This is a genomic window from Pedobacter panaciterrae, assembly GCF_013204795.1.
In the GTDB taxonomy this organism is placed as follows: Bacteria; Bacteroidota; Bacteroidia; order Sphingobacteriales; family Sphingobacteriaceae; genus Pedobacter; species Pedobacter panaciterrae.
Genome location: NZ_JABMKW010000002.1, coordinates 126,898 through 143,283 on the forward strand (window position 1 = coordinate 126,898; position 16,386 = coordinate 143,283).

Annotated in this window: 9 protein-coding genes; all 9 read left to right on the forward strand. The window is 38.9% G+C overall.

Annotated features, from left to right (window positions below; genetic code table 11):
• Positions 1 to 225: 225 nt before the first annotated feature.
• Complete coding sequence (locus tag HQN86_RS00545; protein ID WP_172659101.1) at positions 226 to 1,803, forward strand: glycosyl hydrolase family 28-related protein; 1,578 nt, start codon at positions 226 to 228, stop codon at positions 1,801 to 1,803.
• A gap of 1,605 nt (positions 1,804 to 3,408) precedes the next feature.
• Positions 3,409 to 5,088 carry a glycoside hydrolase family 43 protein gene (locus HQN86_RS00550; protein WP_172659102.1) on the forward strand — a complete coding sequence of 560 codons (1,680 nt, stop codon included), beginning with the start codon at positions 3,409 to 3,411 and terminating at the stop codon, positions 5,086 to 5,088.
• Positions 5,089 to 5,239: 151 nt separating this feature from the next.
• Positions 5,240 to 6,343 (forward strand): endo-1,4-beta-xylanase, encoded by a 1,104-nt coding sequence (locus tag HQN86_RS00555; RefSeq protein ID WP_172659103.1) that lies wholly within the window; start codon positions 5,240 to 5,242, stop codon positions 6,341 to 6,343.
• A gap of 293 nt (positions 6,344 to 6,636) precedes the next feature.
• Entirely contained in the window at positions 6,637 to 10,764 is a 4,128-nt protein-coding gene (locus tag HQN86_RS00560) for a hybrid sensor histidine kinase/response regulator transcription factor (RefSeq protein ID WP_216854296.1), read from the forward strand.
• Positions 10,765 to 10,975: 211 nt separating this feature from the next.
• Positions 10,976 to 11,893 (forward strand): sialate O-acetylesterase, encoded by a 918-nt coding sequence (locus HQN86_RS00565; RefSeq protein WP_246269357.1) that lies wholly within the window; start codon positions 10,976 to 10,978, stop codon positions 11,891 to 11,893.
• A gap of 19 nt (positions 11,894 to 11,912) precedes the next feature.
• Entirely contained in the window at positions 11,913 to 12,791 is an 879-nt protein-coding gene (locus HQN86_RS00570; protein WP_246269358.1) for an alpha/beta hydrolase, read from the forward strand.
• 32 nt (positions 12,792 to 12,823) lie between these two features.
• A complete protein-coding gene (locus tag HQN86_RS00575) occupies positions 12,824 to 14,401 on the forward strand; it encodes a glycoside hydrolase family 43 protein (protein ID WP_172659105.1) in 1,578 nt (525 codons plus the stop codon).
• Positions 14,402 to 14,583: 182 nt separating this feature from the next.
• Entirely contained in the window at positions 14,584 to 15,390 is an 807-nt protein-coding gene (locus HQN86_RS00580) for an RICIN domain-containing protein (protein WP_172659106.1), read from the forward strand.
• Positions 15,391 to 15,973: 583 nt separating this feature from the next.
• A partial coding sequence (locus HQN86_RS00585) for an MFS transporter (RefSeq protein ID WP_172659107.1) occupies positions 15,974 to 16,386 on the forward strand: 413 nt, incomplete at its 3' end.

Sequence of the window (16,386 nt, forward strand, 5' to 3'; positions counted from 1 at the left end):
TGATAGGCTAAAGCAATATCCTGTCCTGAATTTATTTGCCGTCTTTGAGTGGATAGTGGAATTTGCTATTATGGTGGATAAAAAATCACTGGTTTTCCAGGAGTTTGAAAAGGAGCGAAAACGACGATATTTATCCTCTTTTTGCAGATTTGTACTTTAATTGATACACAACGAAGATAACCTTCTGTTTCGATTTCCTTATATTGCACTAAACAATCTCAAATTATGGCAGACGCACTCAATACCACAATTTCCGGTCTGAGAACCGTAACAACCCCCCTTGCTGGAACCGTTTATCAAACTAAAGATTTTGGCGGTGGGCACTGGTACTATGATCCAGCAGATACTACATCAATTGATAATACCGGGACTATACTGGTTTCAACTTCAGGAGCAAGATTCAAAAGAATCTTCGAATCTGGATTAAATATCACTTGGTTTGGAGCTGTTGGTAATGGTACTACAGACGATACAGCTTCAATAAATAATACAATTAAGTTCGCAGCAACCGGTAAGATAAAAACTGTTGAGTTTCCTTCCGGAACATATCGGGTCACAGGAAAAATACTAATCCCATCCTATATTGTAATTAATGGAAACAATTCAACATTGAATGGGAATACTGCCGGGACAATGTTTGAATCAGCATATGTTTCTGGAACAAACGTTATTTCAAATATAGGAACCCCTGACGAATCGCATCGAGTTGTATCTGCTCAAGTCTCAGATCTTATTATCATAAATTCAAAATTAGCGTTCAATCTTTTTAACTTCAATGAGATCAGCTTCATCTCGAACATTCAATTTTTAGAAGTTGACCAATGTGTTATAGCATCCCGAAGCTTTTATGGAGGATTTAAGAATCTCATATGTCGTAATGCTAGTAAGACATCCGCTTTACCTGCCTTCACTTTCAGCAACTACGTAAATGTTGAGAATATCAAGGATGTTTTTGTAGCAGGAAGGAAACTTGCATTTGTTTTTTCCGGAGGTATTAATGGATTACAATTAACAAATTTAAGCGCGGAAGATTGTACAAATGGAATTTCTTTTCTGGGCGAAGTAAACCCATTAACAATTAGCACCTGCTATTTCGAAGGAATAACTGGTACAGCAATAGATATGAACGATGCCGCAGCACATAGAGCTGTTACTATAGACAATAACTGGTTTTACAACGTAGGGATTTGTTTTTCTGGGAAGTATCTTCACCAGGGATGCTTTAGAAGAGGTAACTACGCGGATGCAAACTGTACTAATATTGTTATAATAGATGATGATTATACCTCTTTGTTCGATGTCGAAATAAATAATTATATGACTCCAACTAATGGAATTTTAACCTTACCTCCTAAATATCAAATTGGCAGAAAGTGCACAATAAACGGCACGGCAATAATTTATGATGGCGGAAGTGGTTTACCCATGGTCAAAGCGAACATCTCTCACAGTAATAACCTCATTAATTTAGATTATTCCGGTGACTGCGGTTATGTAGGTAATGCAGTAGCATTCTGTTCACAATCTAAATCTGCAGGCACAACATTCAACATTAATATTGATACATCTATAAGATTTAGCGAGTATTGCTTTTATGTCTTCAAATTAAGAGTTGTAGATAACTCTGGATCTACAACGGTGCAGGGCAACGGTTTTGGCAGTACTATAACACTTAATCCGTCTAGTCAGCCCGGTAAAACCGTCACAGCTATAAATAATAGTGGAAATTTGAGGCTGATTCTTTCTTCTTATTATCACCCAACCGAATATTTTAACGTAGAAGGTATTTTAAGAATTGTATAAATTATTGTTGTACAGTTTTTTGCAAAAAAAGGTTATAGATGCTGCAGGTATTAGGTGTTCAAAACGAATTAAGTGCACAAAAAAGAAAGTGCTTTGAAATTTTAGCTCCTTTCCTGTATTCCCAAAATAAAAGTTTTGTAGTATATATACGTCCTGAATGCCCGCTATAGATGTAATATGGCTACCATGGTGTATATTTCAAAAATATGAGTGAGTAAGAACCAAATTCCGCGAAAGTAGTGGCCACATATCGAATAATCTCCATATATAGCATCATCACCTATTTGAAGGAAATTTGTGTTTTATATAGGGCGTTGTACAGAAATTGCTTGTATTAAGGCAAACTTCATGGAGATTTGTGATTTTTTTGCGCCCTATTTGTTGGATAATATCTATCCTCATCGCTATGGTCTCATTTATGATTGCCATTCTAACTCCATCTTCGTTTACAAGATTTTGAATGCTTGAGAATCCAATTGTAGAAAGTGTTTGAACCTAGAGGGGCGTGCTTTAGCCAGATATTCGTGGCTAAAAATTGAGTAATTTCTATAAAAAAGACGATTTGAAAACTCAGCCAAAACTCAGCCAAAACTCAGCCAGAATCCAGCCAAAAACTCAGCCAAAAGAGCTACTGAATTTTCTTAATAAATCAGTGGAGATTTCAATATTTCATCTAAAAAATCGAGTAGAAAGTCACATAATTTACCTCAAAATAATAGATAAATAGCGAATTTTTTGCTATCGAAATTTAGTGTTAATATTTAAATTGTAGCTTAAAGTTGCATTTGGCGGCGATTTTTTGTATTTTTATTTGTATAAACTCAGCCAAAACTCAGCCAAAAACATGAAAAATACAGAAAACGAACCGCATTTAAAGCATGATAAACAGCGTTTTGAGGCCGCAATTGAGGCGATTTCAACTCCGCTATTCTCCACCCTTAGAAAGCCTTTCAGTTAATTCTGAGAGGCTTTTTTAATTTAAAGCGAAACCCGTATCAGACCAACTGTAAAGTTATAGACGGATAAGACCTAATGACAAGCTATAGCAGGACGAACATGTTAAGGATTTTTTATGTGAGTAAGTCCAACCATAAATCCAGTCAAGCTGTATCACCTACTTTTCTGGTACTTTTATTACTTTTTTTCTACTCAGGGCTGGCGCTCTGACTGAAAAGCCTGAAACGCGGTACTGTAGTCTTTATGTAGTTTTAACAAACCGGCAACTACAACCGTGTCTTCCAATGCTAACGATGCTCACTGCCCAATATGCTGAGAAATGCCATGTGCAGCATCTCCTAAAACCCTGCCTTTATACCAATGGGAAAGTCTGGGCACGTCATAAATAGGGAAGGCAATAATCTCGTGACTGAACTTTTTTTACAAAACAGAATTTTGAGGTTTATTACTTGTTGCAGTCCTTTGCTACAATCTTTTATGAAAAATGTCTAATTTGCTTGGAGTGGTGTCCCGTGATCAGGTGGGAGAAAAACATAAAGATTGAAGAAATGTCATAGCACAATGCAAACATTTATAGCCTTAAATTCAACAAATGAGGCCACGTTCTTTTTTTTATTGAGCTAGTTTTGGCTTATTAATTTATCATATATGCAAAAAAAATACATTATCCTCTCTTATTTAATCGTACTGATAACATTGTTTTCGGATGCCAGGGCACAAATGACTTTAGAAAATCCAATTCTTCCAGGATTTTATCCAGATCCGGCAATATTTAAAGTCGGAACGGATTATTATATGGTCACCTCGACTTTTGTTTATTTTCCAGGGATTCCGGTATTTCATAGTAAGGATCTTAAAAGCTGGAAGCAAATTACCAGCGCAATTGATCGGCCGTCACAAATGGATTTTATGGGTCAGCAGGTTTCCAGAGGTTTGTTTGCACCAGCAATAAATTATTATAAAGGGATCTTTTATATTACCTGTACCAATATTGATAAGGGAGGCAATTTTATAATCACAGCTAAAAACCCCGCGGGGCCCTGGAGTGACCCAATTTACCTTAAAGAGGTGAGGGGGATTGACCCTTCTTTATATTTTGAAGATGACAAGGTCTTTATCATATACAACAGCGATCCCCCTGAATATAAGTCATTGTACAGCGGGCACAGAACGGTGAAGATCTACGAACTGGATCTTGCTACTTTGAAACCCCTGGGAACTGAAAGAATCTTGGTAAATGGTGGCGTTGACATCAGTAAAAAACCAGTTTGGATCGAAGCCCCCCACATCTACAAAAGAAACGGATACTATTATTTAATGGCTGCGGAAGGCGGAACCAGTGTGAACCATTCAGAGGTAATTTTCAGGAGTAAAGATGTCCGGGGTCCTTTCATACCCTATGAAAAGAATCCTATTTTGACTCAAAGGCATCTGGATCCTAAGCGGAAAAATCCTATATCATCAGTTGGTCATGCAGATTTGGTAGAAGGACCAGATGGGAATACCTACGCTGTTTTTTTAGGCGTGCGTCCCTATGAAGGAGACTTTTATAATACTGGCCGGGAAACGTTTATAGCCCCTGTAAAATGGATAGCCGATTGGCCAATTATCAATCCAGACCATGAAGAAGTGCAATATGAATATAAAGTGAACTGGAAAGAAGATAAGCAAAACAATCAATTGCCAGTTACCGGAAACTTTAACTTTAGAGTTCCATTTAAAGATACCCTTAATACCGAGTTTTTATTTTTACGAACACACAATCCCTCATGGTATAATTTTAAAGAAAATAAAAATGCACTTACGATTAAGCTGCTTCCTCAGACAATTTTAGAAAAAGGAAATCCTGCTTTTATTGGAAGAAGACAGCAACACTTGTCAAGTTCGGCCTCAACCGAAATGAATTTTTCCACTAAACTGGCCAATGAAAAAGCTGGAATAGTGATTTTTCAAAATGAAAACCACTTCTACTTTATGTGCAAATCCCACGATAATGGTAAAGATGTAATTCAATTGTTCAAAGGTAATCCCACCACTGATAAAATGGATTTGTTAAAGCAGGTTGCCCTACCGTCTTTTCAAAAGACTGCATATTTTAAAGTGAACTCCGAACGCGATGTTTACTCGTTTTGGTATGCTTTGAAAGAAAATGAATGGAAACCCTTAGCCGATAAAATTGACGGTAAGTATTTAAGTACGGCCGTTGCAAAGGGCTTTGTTGGTGTATTATATGGTATGTATGCTACAGCTGATGGGCAAATCACCGACAATAAGGCCATCTATAAGTGGTTTGACTATAGCGGGAATGACAGTACCTTTAAAAAGTAGCTAATTGATTAGGAACCTTAAATATGGATTTATAAAAACAACTATGGCTTTATTTAAGCATCCATCGACAGAAAATGATTAGCCGTTTTCTGGTAGACTACAAAAACTCGCAGAGAGACCTCAATAGCCATTGGCACCTATTTTAAATCACATGAAAATATATAAATTAAAGACAGAGACACTGGCATTGGTCCTCCTTATTCTGGGAGTCTCGATAAGTTGCGGGACATTTGGTCAAAAGCCTTTGACTATTAAAGGACTTAGGGATTACTACAAAGATTACTTTCCTATCGGTGTTGCTGTGAGCCGCAAAACTCTATCGGGCGATGAAGCGAAACTTCTTTTACAAGAATTTAACAGCATCACCCCAGAGAATGCGATGAAAATGGAAGCCATACATCCTCATGAGGATTTTTATTTCTGGCGTGATGCAGATTCCATAGTCAACTTTGCTCAAAATCACGGGCTAAAGATTCGCGGACATAATTTATGCTGGCATGAGCAAGTTGCCGATTGGATGTTTAAGGACAAAGAGGGTCATCTTGTTACAAAGGATGTGCTCCTTAAGCGCCTTAAAGAGCACATCACTACAGTGGTGAAAAGATATAAGGGAAAGATTTACGCATGGGATGTTGTCAATGAAGCAATAGGCGATGCTGATGACGAGTTTATCAGAAATTCCCTGTGGTATAAGATATGTGGTGAAGAATATATAACAAAGGCATTTGAATATGCTCATGCTGCTGATCCGGATGCTTTACTTTTTTACAATGACTACAATACAGAGCGACCGGTTAAACGCGATAAAATTTATCGGCTGCTCAAAAAGCTGATTGCGCAAAAAGTTCCTATTCATGGGGTAGGGTTGCAAGCCCACTGGTCAATTTTTGAGCCATCTGAAAAAGAATTGCGTGAGGCAATTGAATTGTATTCATCTTTAGGTTTACAAATCCATTTTACAGAACTCGACATGTCAATTTATCCATGGGAAAAACATAAAAGACAAAAAAGGGAGGGAGAAACTGAGTATTTGACCCCAGAGCTGGAACAAAAACAAGCTGATCAGTACGCCAAAATTTTCCGAATCTTTAGGGAATACAAGAAGCACATTACCAGCGTGACGTTCTGGAATGTTTCAGACCGGTACAGTTGGCTTGACTATTATCCGGTACAGGGTAGGAAGAACTATCCCTTATTATTTGATCAGAAACTTCAACGAAAAAAAGCCTACGCTGAAGTTATAAACTTTAAATGATTCAATTTCCAGCGCACTATTTTAAACTTTTGTAGCCAAAAAAAAGACATTTGTTGCCATTGGATGTCTATATTGTTGTTACTTTCGTTAACGAAACCAAATATACCACTTGTAACCATTTCCGCTGAAGGATAAATATCAATCGGAATTATAGCGCTTAACAGTTATTTAATTTGGAGCGGATCCAAATTTATGCTGTCTGGTATACTTATTTAAATAAATTTAGGTAACCAAAGACCATGTTGAACCAGGCTATTTTTAAGAAATTTTGTTTTTGTTTCTTCTTTTTGCTTTTGACATTCTCAGCAGGATATGCACAACGGCAAAAAGTGAACTTTACTGCATTGAAAACAAAAGATGGACTCTCATCCAATATGGTCAATGCAATTTTAAAAGACCGATACGGATTGATGTGGTTTGCGACCGAGGACGGATTGAATAAATTTGATGGGACCAACTTCATTGTTTACAAATATAAGTCTGATGATTCCTCTGGAGTACAAGCAAATGATGTCCGGGCATTGCATGAAGACAAATCAGGAAACCTATGGATCGGAAGTTCCGGAGGTTCCCTGAGTTTATATGACAGGAAGAAAAATTCCTTTATTACTTTTCCAGCAAATACACCTGAAGGCCTGAGTCACGACAATGTACGTGCAATTTATAGCGATTATAAGGGGAAAGTATGGGTCGCTAGTTATGGTGGTTTAGATGTTCTTGATCCAAAGACTAAAAAAGTTACGAAGTTAGCGATCAACCCCCGCCTCCGGCAACCAGTTCCTTCTATCGTGCTCAACTGTCTTTATGAAGACAGTAAACACAGAATGTGGATCGGATCTGACAATGGACTTTATTTATACGAAAGACAAAGTAACTCATTTAAATATTTTAAAAACGACACTTCGGATTCTTCAAGTCTAAGTGACAATTATGTGTCGTCGATTACAGAAGATCCCACCGGAAATTTATGGTTTGCCACAAAAAATGGCCTCAGCCGTCTACAACCAGACGGAAAAGGATTTAAAAACTTCAGACATAACAGCAAGGATGTAAATACATTAAGCAATAATATTGTGATGAGTCTAGCGGCGAACAGTACTGGTCAGCTTTGGGTTGGGACGGATGATGGTTTAAGTATTCTCGATATCAAAACTGGGATTTTTAAAAGGTACAATGCAGATTCCAGGGATATATACAGCCTTACCGGGAGGTCAATAAATTGCATTTATATAGACAATCAAGGTATTTACTGGCTGGGACCATACCGGGGAGGGGTCAATAAATACGATACCAATCTTAATCTTTTTCAATTAAAACAAAGTAATATTTTCAATTTGAAGGGATTAAATGCTTCTATCGTTACTTCATTTGCTGAATATAACAATGACGAGATTTTTGTTGGAACAGATGGTGGGGGACTTAATTTGTTCAATCGAAAAACCGAACTATTTAGAAGGTTTAATTTTCCTTTGTTAAACGGGGCTACCCTAAGCAATATTTCGATCATGAACATGGAAATAACCAGGTCTAAGCAATTGTATCTCGCAACCTATGCAAGTGGCCTGGTGATCATGGATTTAAAAACCGGAAAATTTCAGCAGATTACCCATCATGATCGTCCGGATGCACTGAATTCAAATGATATATTTTGTGTTAAGGAAGATCAGAAAGGCAAAATCTGGGTGGGCACGAACGGCGGGGGGGTTAATGTGATAGGTGCCGACCACGAAGTGCTGGTGAAATATTGTAATAATCCGAGAGCCATAAATGAGCACGATTATCCCGGAAATAACTTTATCAGGTTTATTGAAGAAGATAACAGTGGCCAGATCTGGATTGGCTCTTATGGCTCTGGAATTGCCGTATATAATCCTGACAGCAACAAATTTGTTGTTCATAATAAGGCAAATAGTAAGCTTCCCAATGACCTTACTTTGTCTGTAATGAAAGACCGCCTGGGGAATATCTGGGTTGGAACTTTTAGCGGTGGCCTGAGCTTATTTGATCGTAGTAAGAATCAATTTATCACTTTCTCTGAAAAGGATGGATTGAACAATGCAACTGTTTATGCAATAGTGGAGGATAAGCAGGGACGAATATGGGTCAGCACAAATAAAGGAATTAGCAGCTTTGACCGTAAAACGAATAAATTCACCAACTACACCATTTACAATGGTGTACAGAACAATAATTTTGTATTGGGAGCAGGCTTCATTTCTTCTGACGGGGATATTTATTTTGGAGGTGCCGATGGCTTTAATTATTTTAACCCCCAGTATTTTAAGAAAAATAAAAACGTGCCGTCAGTCCTTTTTACAGATCTGAAAGTAGCCAATGCCTCAGTTGTAGCCTCAGCAGATGGTCCGATTAGGGAGCATATTTCAGTTGTAAAGGATATTTATCTGGATTATAAGCAAAATTTTACCCTTAGCTATGTAAGTTTAAACTACACCGCGCCTGAGCAGAACAGATATTTGTACCGCTTAGAGGGTTTTGACAATGAATGGGTCGATGGGGGGACTTCTAAATCTGCTTCTTATACTAATCTTGATCCGGGTGAATATGTCTTTCATGTAAAAGCCAGTAATAACGATGGGCTTTGGAACGCTGGCGAAACCGCAATAAAAATACATGTACTGCCACCATTCTGGCGCACCGTGTATGCATATGTTTTGTACTTCTGCTTGGCTGTAGGCACTCTTCTTTATATCAGGCACAGGGGAATTCAAAAGCTCAAACTGAAATTTGCGGTGATTCAGGAAAAAATGAAAGCAGAGCAGCTAATTGAACAGGAACGCAAGGAGGCCGAACGCTTACGCGAATTAGATAAACTGAAGATCAAATTTCTCACCAACTTGAGTCATGAGTTCCGTACCCCGCTGTCGCTAATTATCGGGCCTATTGACAAACTGTTGACGGAAAAGAGAGCTGCTGAAATTGCCGACCCTTTAAATATGATCAAACGAAATACCCGACGCTTGCTCAATCTGGTTAATCAAATTCTGGATTTCCGGAAAATGGAAGACCAGGAATTAAGGTTAAACCTTTCTGATGGAGATATGGTTTCCTTTATCAAAGAAGTTTTGGAACCCTTTAATGACCTTAGTGAACGGAAGCAGATTCAGCTTTTATTTAAGAGCCGCTTCAATTGTATTTATACCTCTTTTGATCAGGATAAAATAGAACGTGTATTATTCAATCTCCTGTCTAATGCATTTAAATTTACTCCGGTTGGTGGTACAATATCCGTGGAATTAGAAAAAAACGATCCGCTCATCGGCACTGAATCTTGTCTTATGATCAGGGTTTCCGATACGGGTATTGGCATCTCTGGGGAAAATAAAGAAAGAATATTTGAACGGTTTTTTCAAATCGATACCACAGCCTCCATTTTGAATCAGGGAAGTGGCATTGGCTTGTCCATTGCCAAGGAATTTATTAAAATGCATGGCGGGAATATAGTTGTTGAAAGTGAACCTGGGCTTGGAAGCAGTTTTATCATTAACCTTCCTTTTTCAACAACGATGGCTGACGATGAACTGGAGTTGGATTTTTCGGGCCCAACGCGATCCGAAAACGGGCAGGAAGCCACCGGCGCTAAGCAAGAAATCCAAGTCAGTATCGAAATCCCTTCAATTTTATTGGTAGAGGACAACGAGGATTTTAGATTTTATCTTAAAGACGGTTTAAAGCCCTTTTATAGGATCTATGAGGCCAGTAACGGACAGGAAGGGTGGCAACAGGCTTTGGCACATCATCCTCAGGTTATCGTAAGTGACATCAATATGCCTTACATGAATGGAATTGAGTTGTGCTATAAAGTTAAGTCAGATAAAAGAACCAATCACATCCCGATCATATTGCTGACAGCCTTAACTGGCGAAGAAGAACAGATCAGAGGGCTGAAAACAGGTGCTAATGACTACTTGACCAAGCCATTTAATTTTGAAATTCTTAATGCTAAAATTAAGAATCTCCTGGCACTGAATAAGACACTCAAAGAAACTTATACCAAGCAGATCAAGGTTCAGGCACCCGAATTGATCATAGAATCGCATAGCGACAGGTTATTGAATAAGGTTGCCTTGTACATTGAAGAAAATCTGAATAATCCTAAACTTTCTGTTGAAGACCTTAGCAAACATGTTGGTATGAGCAGGGGATCCTTATACCACAAAATTTTGGAATTAACCGGACAATCTCCGGTGGAATACATCAGGTCTGTTAAGCTGGACAAGGCCACTGTGTTACTCGAAAAAAGTGATTTGAATGTTTCCCAAATTGCCTATATGGTGGGTTTTGCTACACCAAACTATTTTGCAAAGTCTTTTAAAGCCAAATTTAATATGCAGCCCTCTGAATATATCCATTTAAAGCGAAAAGCGGATGTTGGCTTGGTTGGAGAAGTTAAATCCTTGTAAACCTTAATTGTTTGATCCCGGTTTATTAACGCAGCCCGTATTTCTACCATAAATTTTATTGCTATAACATTTCTGCTACAATAATGTCCAAAACTTCCCTGTAAAAGAGCCTGCATGATATAGTTTTATGGTACGCTTAACCATGTGTCTTTGCTCATATGCACGGGGTTATAGAACAGGTAGGGCTGGTTTAACAACAATAACGATTATCATGATGAGAAGTAAAAATATTTCAGTGTTTGGTTCATCCACATTGAAAATAAAGAGAGTTGGTCTCTTTTTGATTATGTTTCTGCTAAGTTTAAATAAAAGCTACGCACAAGATAAGGATTTTCATATTTATCTGTGTTTTGGTCAATCTAATATGGAGGGGAATGCCAAATTCGAAGCTCAGGATACAATAAGCATAAGTAACCGTTTCAAAGTATTGCAAGCAGTGGACTGCCTTGATCTTAACAGAAGGAAGGGAAACTGGTATACCGCAATGCCCCCTTTAAGCAGGTGCAATACGGGTTTAACGCCAGCTGATTATTTTGGAAAAACGATGGTTTCTAATCTTCCCAAGAATATAAAAGTGGGAGTGATTAATGTTGCAGTTGGTGGGTGCAAAATTGAATTATTTGATAAGGAAGGGTACAAATCTTATAGCGCTACTGCTCCAGGTTGGATGATCGGAATGATCAATCAATATGGAGGGAATCCTTATGGGCGTTTAGTTGAGTTGGCAGAAATTGCCCAAAAACAAGGGGTAATAAAGGGGATTCTGTTACATCAGGGCGAATCTAATACGGGTGACACATTATGGGTAGAGAAAGTTAAAGCTGTTTATGATAATTTGCTGAGAGATTTGAACCTCAAAGAGAACTCAATACCATTACTCGTCGGAGAAATGGTGCATGCTGATCAGGGGGGTATTTGTGCGGGTATGAATGCCACGATTGGAAAATTGCCTCAGACCATTTTAAATTCATATGTCATCTCGTCAAAAGGATGTACGGCTGCTGCGGATAAATTACATTTTAACGCCGCTGGATATAGAGAGTTGGGTAAACGCTACGCTACCAAAATGCTGTCATTACTGGATGACAGTTCAAAAAATAGTAATTTAAAAATAGTTCATAGGAAATAAACCGCTAAAAAAAACAATTATGATTAAATGGAATAGACACTTAAGTATAAGGCAGATGTTACTTGCCGGGATGTTGTTCTTGTTCAGCATGCCTGTTTCTTCACAACAAATTGTCGAGCCAGCTTCTCCTGGTTTTGACGTTGTAAATGTGGACATACCACATGGTAAAATAGACACGATCAGTTATTACTCTGAAACTGTAGGCACCATTAGAAAGGCGATAACCTACACCCCTCCGGGTTATACAAAGAACAAGAAGTATCCTGTTTTGTATTTACTCCACGGGATTGGTGGAGATGAAAGGGAATGGTTAAATGGAGGGAAGCCACAGGTCATACTAGATAACCTTTATGCAGCAGGGAAATTAGTGCCTATGATTGTTGTAATGCCTAACGGTCGCGCCATGAAAGATGACCGTGCAATTGGAAACGTCATGTCCAAAGATAAGATTGATGCATTTTCAACTTTCGAAAAAGATCTATTAAACGATCTGATTCCCTTTGTGGAAAAGAAGTTCCGAACACATAAAGACCCTGAGCACCGTGCAATTGCGGGACTATCCATGGGCGGAGGGCAATCGTTAAATTTTGGGTTAGGGAATCTTCAAAAATTTGCATGGGTTGGTGGTTTTTCCTCAGCACCAAATACCAGAGTCCCTCAGGACCTGGTGCCTGATCCTGCCAAAGCAAAAGAAATGCTTAAACTGTTATTTATATCCTGCGGAGCAAGTGATAATCTAATCATTTACAGTAAGCGTACCCACGATTATCTTATTCAAAATCAAGTACCTCACATCTATTTTATTGAACCGGGCTTTCATGATTTTAAGGTTTGGAAAAATGGATTGTATATGTTTTCTCAAATGCTTTTTAAACCGGTAGATACCGCTTCTTTCTAGTATAAAATTACCAAACACATAACCCTGACAAGATGAGAAATATAATTGCCTTTGTGATCTTAACTACATTAAATTGTTTATTTCACTCGGTATTTGCTCAACAGCTAAAGGCACAAAATCCCATTATTTTTGCAGATGTACCCGATATGTCTATGGTGCGTGTAGGAGATTTATACTACATGAGTAGCACCACAATGCACATGAGCCCCGGCGTTCCGATTATGAAGTCCAGCGATTTGATAAACTGGAGTATTGTAAATTATGTCTATGATACACTCGCGGACGTAGATGAACTCAACCTAAAAAACGGTAAGCAGGCTTACGGTCAGGGAACCTGGGCAAGCAGTATGCGTTATCATAATGGGGTTTTCTACGTAAGTACATTTGCCCAGACTACCGGAAAAACGTATATCTATAGTACAAAGGATGTAGAAAAAGGTCCCTGGAAAGTAAAGGCTTTTAAGCCAGGATTTCATGATCATTCCCTGTTTTTTGATGACGACGGCAAAGTTTATATGGTTTATGGCGGAGGAAAGATCAGGTTAGTTGAAATGAAGCCTGATTTATCAGGTCCTGATCCTGCTGTTCCTGAACGTATTATTATAGAAAATGCCAGTCTTCCTTCTGGGGAAAAGATTGGATTGCCGGCTGAAGGATCGCAATTGTTTAAGGTTAAGGGTAAATACTATCTGTTTAACATTACTTGGCCAAGAGGTGGTATGCGAACGGTAGTGATCCATAGAGCAGATAAGATAACCGGTCCTTATGAGGGGAAAATTGGCCTGCAGGATTTGGGTGTGGCTCAGGGTGGGCTTATCGATATGCCAAATGGCGATTGGTATGCTTACCTTTTTCGTGATTTCGGTGCGGTGGGCCGTATTCCTTATTTAGTTCCTGTTAAGTGGCAAAATGAATGGCCAATCCTGGGCATAGACGGAAAAGTTCCGGACACCCTGGATTTACCAGCGGATAAGGGTTTGATTCCGGGTATTGTCGCCTCTGATGAATTTAACCGAAAACCCAGTGAAGCTGATTTGCCCCTTGTCTGGCAATGGAACCATAACCCTGATGCGCGGCTTTGGTCGCTGAGAAAGAGAAAAGGCCATTTGAGATTGACCAATGGACGATTGGATCATGATTTTTTGTCAGCCAGAAATACATTAACGCAACGCACAACTGTCCCTTTTTCAACCGCAGTGACCTTGCTTGATGTATCTAAGCTGAAGGATGGTGATTTTGCTGGGTTGGGTTTGTTGCAAAAAAAGTACGGACTGATTGGTGTGAGGGTAGAAGGAGGTGATAAATATATTGTGATCATAGATGCTGGAACAGGCGAGCCTATCGAAAATGAACGGATTCCGTTCAAGCAAAACACCATCTATTTTAGCGTACATTGTGATTTTAGCCAAAGGAGAGACCTTGCCAGCTTTAGGTATAGCCTTGATGGAAAGCATTGGAAGAAAATCGGAAGCTCATTAAAAATGGCTTATACCATCCCGCACTTTATGGGATACCGGTTTGCGCTGTTTAATTATGCCGAAAAACAGACAGGTGGGTATGCCGACTTTGATTACTTTCATATTTCAGATCAACCAGCTCCGGCAAACTAATCTGGTAATCAATTCTTTTACTTTCCCAGACCTTTAGATGTCCGCCTAATCGAGGAGGGATGAATTTTAATGTGGTAAATATGTATTATGAGATTTATTTTTTCTAAATATTTACGCCGGATTATGGTTGATATCGCTGTTTTTGGTCGTTTAGACCGTGTTCAGACCAATCATGGGGTAATATGTTTTATTATTGGGGATCGGGATATCATTCCACCACAGATCCTTCACGAAATTCCAACTGGGGAGAGGAGGCCGACCTAAGCGCGTATTTCCAATCGATGAAAACAAAGTTTGTTGACCAAAGCATTCCTGTGGTTTTAGGAGAATATGGAGCATATACCCGGTCGTCACTCACAGGTGATGCGCTAACGCTCAATCAGGTTTCCAGAGCATATTTTTTAAATCAGGTTACACGCCAGGCTTTGTCACGCGGTATTCTTCCATTTTATTGGGACACTGGGGCAATCCTGAACAGGCAAACAAACACTGTGGGCGATCAACAAGGTTTAGCCGCTCTTGTGCAGGGGGAACAAAACGGTACCTCACCTGGCATTCAGGTAGGAAGTATCTATCAGATTATGAATAGAAATAGTTTTAAAGCACTAGAGTTCGCCGGATGGGGCACCGCTAACCATACATTGGCCGATCAATGGGAATATTTAGCCGGAGCAAATCAACAATTTAAAGTTGAAGATGCAGGTAGTGGCTATTACAGGTTAACACCAATGCATGCTTCAGGAAAGTGCTTGGAGATCGATAGCTGGTCAATAGCCAACGGTGGTCAGGCAGATTTGTGGGATTATTCAGGCGGAAATAATCAAAAATGGTCAATTCAGGCAACTGACAACGGATACTATAAATTGATCAATGTAAATAGTGGAAAGGCGCTGGAAATTTCAGGATATTCCCTGAACAACGGCGGCAGTGCTAATCAATGGGACTATTATGGAGGACGTAACCAGCAATGGGCGTTTCTAAAAATGTAGGTTAAAGGCGTTAAAAAAATTAAGCAATTTTTGACTATATCCTTGTTCAATATAAACACTTACTCACAGACAAGAATACCGGCAAGACTTACACTTCATAAATACAGCAAAGCTGGCACCATGGAGTACAAATTCCTGGGCGCCTTTCCATTATATCCTGACTGGAAGCAGATGGTAAGACGCACTTCTATTTGTATTACTCCAATGGCGGTGTTGGCTCTGCCGTACTTACTTCCGCCTCTCCCGTTGGCTAGTGGAGCGACCCATTAGGGAAGAAAGTACAGAATGGCCTTATAACTGAGCCATGGAGATAAAAATGAACCGATCAGCTATTGTAATATCTGGTTGAGGAAATTACAGCTAAATATTTTTAAGCAATCGATTGCCTAAATTAAATATTTTACTAATTTCGTTTAACCAAATACTAATATTTTAATTCAACCCAAATAAATAAAGAAAATATGCAGCTATTCAGGTGGTAATATCAGGTGAATAGCTTATAAGCCAATGATATAACTTTTGATGCGTCCAATGGCCGTGCTAACAAGGATGCTGTTAGAACTAACTAAATAACCATTATATTATGAACGAAAACATTAACAAGAGTGCCTTATTCAACGGGAGTTGCTTTGCTGTGATCACCACAGCTTTTACCTTCTCTATCAGGGCGGGTATTTTACCCCAGCTCGGAGCGCAATTTAATCTGACTGCAGAACAGCTTGGATTTATCAACAGTATGTTCTTTTTAGGATTTCCGATCTCTATGATCATTGGTGGGTTGGTTTATCACACTTTTGGGCCTAAAAACATTATGAAAGCTGCATTTGTAGCCCATACTATTGGTATCTTATTGACAATATATGCCGGAGGATATGTAGGATTACTTGTTTCTACACTTTTTATAGGATTTGGTAACGGATGTACAGAAGCGGCTTGTAATCCTTTGATTGCAGATGCATATGCAGGTCCAAAAATGAATAAAATGCTAAGCAGGTT

Bases quoted from the DNA above. Each gene is read 5' to 3' on its own strand.
- HQN86_RS00545 (WP_172659101.1), top strand. From the start codon at position 226: ATGGCAGACGCACTCAATACCACAATTTCCGGTCTGAGAACCGTAACA.
- HQN86_RS00565 (WP_246269357.1), top strand. From the start codon at position 10,976: ATGATGAGAAGTAAAAATATTTCAGTGTTTGGTTCATCCACATTGAAA.
- HQN86_RS00580 (WP_172659106.1), top strand. From the start codon at position 14,584: ATGTTTTATTATTGGGGATCGGGATATCATTCCACCACAGATCCTTCA.
- HQN86_RS00555 (WP_172659103.1), top strand. From the start codon at position 5,240: ATGAAAATATATAAATTAAAGACAGAGACACTGGCATTGGTCCTCCTT.
- HQN86_RS00570 (WP_246269358.1), top strand. From the start codon at position 11,913: ATGATTAAATGGAATAGACACTTAAGTATAAGGCAGATGTTACTTGCC.
- HQN86_RS00550 (WP_172659102.1), top strand. From the start codon at position 3,409: ATGCAAAAAAAATACATTATCCTCTCTTATTTAATCGTACTGATAACA.
- HQN86_RS00575 (WP_172659105.1), top strand. From the start codon at position 12,824: ATGAGAAATATAATTGCCTTTGTGATCTTAACTACATTAAATTGTTTA.